This window comes from uncultured Arenimonas sp. (genome assembly GCF_963976025.1).
In the GTDB taxonomy this organism is placed as follows: domain Bacteria; phylum Pseudomonadota; class Gammaproteobacteria; order Xanthomonadales; family Xanthomonadaceae; genus Arenimonas.
In genome coordinates, this window is record NZ_CAXBJS010000215.1 from 1 (window position 1) to 4,050 (window position 4,050).

At 68.0% G+C, this 4,050-nt stretch carries 5 protein-coding genes; all 5 read left to right on the forward strand.

All coding sequences use genetic code 11. The features are described 5' to 3' along the window. The first annotated feature begins 185 nt into the window (after positions 1-185). Positions 186-1,028: a DUF692 domain-containing protein gene (locus AACZ35_RS12905; RefSeq protein WP_339829952.1), complete on the forward strand. Its 843-nt coding sequence runs from the start codon at positions 186-188 to the stop codon at positions 1,026-1,028. Continuing rightward, positions 1,015-1,794: a putative DNA-binding domain-containing protein gene (locus tag AACZ35_RS12910; RefSeq protein ID WP_339829953.1), complete on the forward strand. Its 780-nt coding sequence runs from the start codon at positions 1,015-1,017 to the stop codon at positions 1,792-1,794. The genes AACZ35_RS12905 and AACZ35_RS12910 overlap by 14 nt, the downstream gene beginning before the upstream one ends. Further along, positions 1,794-2,447 carry a DoxX family protein gene (locus AACZ35_RS12915; protein WP_339829954.1) on the forward strand — a complete coding sequence of 218 codons (654 nt, stop codon included), beginning with the start codon at positions 1,794-1,796 and terminating at the stop codon, positions 2,445-2,447. Before AACZ35_RS12910 ends, AACZ35_RS12915 begins: the two co-directional genes overlap by 1 nt. 31 nt (positions 2,448-2,478) lie before the next feature. Further along, a complete protein-coding gene (gene rnt, locus AACZ35_RS12920) occupies positions 2,479-3,111 on the forward strand; it encodes a ribonuclease T (protein ID WP_339829955.1) in 633 nt (210 codons plus the stop codon). Beyond that, positions 3,108-4,050: cysteine synthase A (cysK, locus tag AACZ35_RS12925; protein ID WP_339829956.1), on the forward strand; the 943-nt coding region annotated here is incomplete at its 3' end. The genes rnt and cysK, both read left to right, overlap by 4 nt.

The following is a 4,050-nucleotide window of genomic DNA, read 5'->3' on the forward strand; positions in this document are numbered from 1 at the left end:
GGCCGAAGAAGGCAAGTGCGGCGAAGGCAAGTGTGGCGAGGGCAAGTGCGGCTCCGACAAGGCCGGCGAGAAGGCCGAAGAAGGCAAGTGCGGCGAAGGCAAGTGCGGTTCCGACAAGGCCGGTGAAAAGGCCGAAGAAGGCAAGTGCGGCGGCAACGCCTGATCGTCCCGTGATGTCCGCGCGCATGCTCCCTCGAACGGCGGCGGGCCTCGGCCTGCGGCGGGCCCTTCTGGGCCCGCTGCAGGCGGCGGCGCCGGCTGACTTCGATTTCCTGGAATGTGCGCCGGACAACTGGATCGGCGTGGGTGGGCGCTTCGGCGCCGCCCTGCGCGACCTCAGCTCCCGGCACCCGCTGGTCTGCCACGGGCTGTCGCTGTCGCTGGGTTCCACCGACCCCTTCGACGACACCTACTTGCGCAAGCTGCGCCGGTTCCTGGACGAACACCGGGTGCCGATTTTCAGCGAACACCTCAGCTACTGCAGCGACCAGGGCCAGCTCTACGACCTGCTGCCCATTCCGTTCACCGAAGAAGCGGTGCAGCACGTGGCCGGACGCATCCGCCAGGTGCAGGACACCCTGGGCCGGCGCATCGCGGTGGAAAACATCTCCTATTACGCCGCGCCCTACCAGGCGATGTCGGAGATCGACTTCATCAACGCCGTGCTGGCCGAGGCTGACTGCGACCTGCTGCTGGACGTTAACAACATCTACGTCAACGCCATCAATCATCGCTACGACGCCGCGGACTTTTTGGCGAAGCTACCCGGGGAACGCATCGCCTATTTCCATATCGCCGGCCACTACGACGAAGCCGACGACCTGAAGGTCGACACCCACGGCGCGCCGGTGAAACCCGACGTGTTCGCGCTGCTCGACGACGCCTGCGCGCGTTTTGGTCCGCGCCCCACGCTTCTCGAGCGCGACTTCAACATCCCGCCCTATGCCGACCTGGTGGCCGAACTGGGCCAGGTGCGCGCGGTGCTGGACCAGCACGCCGCTGCCGCGGATCGCCATGCCCGCGCCTGAACGCCTGCGCGAACAGCAGGCGCGCCTGGCCGCGCACGTGCGCGACCCGGGCCACGAAGCGCCGCCTCCCGGCATCGAAGACCGGCGCCTGAAGGTTTACCGCGAGCTTTTCTACAACAGTTTGCAGGGCCTGCTGGCCGCCAACTTCCCGGTGGTCCGCCGGCTGCTCGACGACGACCGCTGGCACGCGCTGGTGCGCGATTTTTATCGCGACCACCGCTGCAGCACGCCGTTGTTCCCGGAGCTGCCGCGCGAATTCATCCAGTACCTGCAGGAACGCGAGGACCCGGACGACACCGACCCGCCCTGGCTGGTGGAACTGGCGCACTACGAATGGGTGGAACTGGCGCTGGACCTGAGCGAAGCCAGCGACGAGCAAACTCCGCACGACCCCAATGGCGACCTGTTGGCCGGCGTGCCGGTGCCCTCGCCCCTGGCTTGGCCGCTGGCTTATGCCTGGCCGGTGCACCGGCTTGCGCCGGACTACCAGCCCAGCGACGCACCGGACGCACCCACCCTGCTGCTGGTGCGCCGCGGCGCCGACCAGCGCGTGCACTTCCATTCGCTCAGCCCGCTCACCTTCCGCCTGCTGCAGCGCCTGTCCGAACAGCCCGGCCTGAGCGGCCGCGCCCAGCTTCAAGCCCTGGCCGCCGAGGCATCCGCGCCCGACGTCGAAGCCTTCGTCGCCGACGGCCGCCGCATGTTCGACCAGCTTCGCCGCGACGGCGTGTTGCTGGGCACCCAACCCGATCCGGAGACCCGCTGATGGCCCACGATTCAACCACGCGCTGGCTTGCGCTCACCGAACGCCTGGAAGGCACCGGCCGCTGGCTGGCGCCGCTTGGCCTGCGCCTGCTGCTGGCCTGGGAGTTCTGGGAAGCGGGACTGCAAAAGCTGCGCGGCGACAACTGGTTCGCCGGCATCCATGACAAGTTCCCGGTGCCGTTCAACCTGGCACCCACGGACCTGAGCTGGACCCTGGCGACCTGGGCGGAACTGATTGGCGCCGTGGCGCTGCTGCTGGGCCTGGGCACGCGTTTTTTCGCCTTCGTACTGCTGGTGCTGACGGCGGTTGCGACGGTGTCGGTGCACTGGCCCGCCGACTGGGGCAGCTTGTCGGAGCTCTGGCGCGGCTACGCGATCACCGACAAGGGATTTGGCAACTTCAAGCTGCCGCTGCTGTTCATGGCCATGCTGCTGCCGCTGGTTTTCCACGGCGCCGGCCGCTTCAGCCTTGATGCGCTGTTCGCCGCGGGCGCCGGCACCACGCCGCGCCAGCCACTGGCCGACCCGCTGGCCTGGGCGCTGGCACTGGCGGTGCTGGCCCTGCCGGCGTTGATGCTGGTGCCGGTGGCGGGACTGGTGCTGGCGATCCTGGCGGTGCTGCTGCTGGCGGCAGGGTGGCTCTGGCCGGCCTGAGCCGAGGGCCGGCCCTGTTATCCTGCGCGGCATGGAAAACTCGCCCCCGCCGCGCATGCCCGAGCGATTCCGCGGCTTCCTTCCCGTGGTCGTCGATGTCGAAACCGGTGGTTTCGACTGCACGCGCCATGCGCTGCTGGAAATCGCCGCGATCCCGATCGAACTCGACGACGAGGGCTACTACGTGCCCGGCGAAGTCGCCACCAGCCATGTGGAGCCCTACGAGGGCAGCGAAATCGACCCCAAGTCGCTGGAAATCACCGGCATCCGCCTCGACTGCGTGCTGCGCGGCGCCCTGCCCGAACGTGAAGCCCTGGACCACGTTTTCGCCAAGGTGCGCGCGGCGGTGAAACGCAACGGCTGCCAGCGCGCGATCCTGGTCGGCCACAACGCCCACTTCGACCTCGGTTTCCTGAACGCTGCGGTGTCGCGGGTGGGACATAAACGCAACCCTTTCCACCCCTTTTCCACCTTCGATACGGTTACGCTGGCCGGCATGGCCTATGGCCAGACCGTGCTCAGCCGGGCGGTGCAGGCCGCCGGCCTGGAATGGGACGGCGACCAGGCGCATTCGGCGGTGTACGACACCGAACGCACGGCGGCGCTGTTCTGCGCGGTGCTCAATTCTTGGCGGCGTTTCAGCGTGAAGGAGTCAGGGCAATGATCCACGACAGCATCCTGGGCACCGTCGGCAATACGCCGATCGTGCGCATCAACCGGCTGGCGCCGGAAGGCGTGGCGATGTACGCCAAGCTCGAATACTTCAACCCCATGTCCTCGGTAAAGGACCGCCTGGCCACGGCGATCATCCTCGACGCCGAAGCATCGGGCGCGCTGCAGCCGGGCCAGATGGTGGTCGAGGCCACGTCGGGCAACACCGGCATCGCCCTGGCGGCGGTGTGCGCGGCCCGCGGTTATCCCTTCGTCGCCTTCATGGCCGAAACCTTCTCGATCGAGCGGCGCAAGCTGATGCGCGCCCTGGGCGCGAAGGTGATCCTGACGCCGGCGGCCGAGCGCGGCAGCGGCATGGTCAGGCACGCCAAGGCGTTCGCGGAAAAACACGGCGCCTTCCTGGCCCGGCAGTTCGAGAACCCGGCCAACCCGGCCTGGCATCGCGCCACCACCGGTCCGGAGATCCTGCTGGATTTCGTAGGCAAGCGGCTCGACTGGTTCGTCACCGGCTACGGCACCGGCGGCACGCTCACCGGCGTCGGCGAAGTGCTGAAGCTGGCGCGGCCGGACCTGAAGATCGCGGTCACCGAACCCGAAGGCGCGGCCCTGCTTTCCGGCAGCGACTGGCAGCCGCACAAGATCCAGGGCTGGACGCCGGACTTCATCCCGGACGTGCTCAACCGCGACATCTACGACCTGATCGTACCGGTGAACGATGTGCTGGCACGCGACACCGCGCGCGACCTGGCGATGCGCGAAGGCATCTTCTGCGGCATCTCCGGCGGTGGCACTTTCGCCGCAGCCCTGGAAGTGGCCCGCACCCTGGACCCGGGCAGCGTGGTGCTGGCCATGATCCCCGACACCGGCGAACGCTACCTGAGTACCTTCCTGTTCGAAGGCATCAACGAAGGCAGCGACGACGACTGGCTGG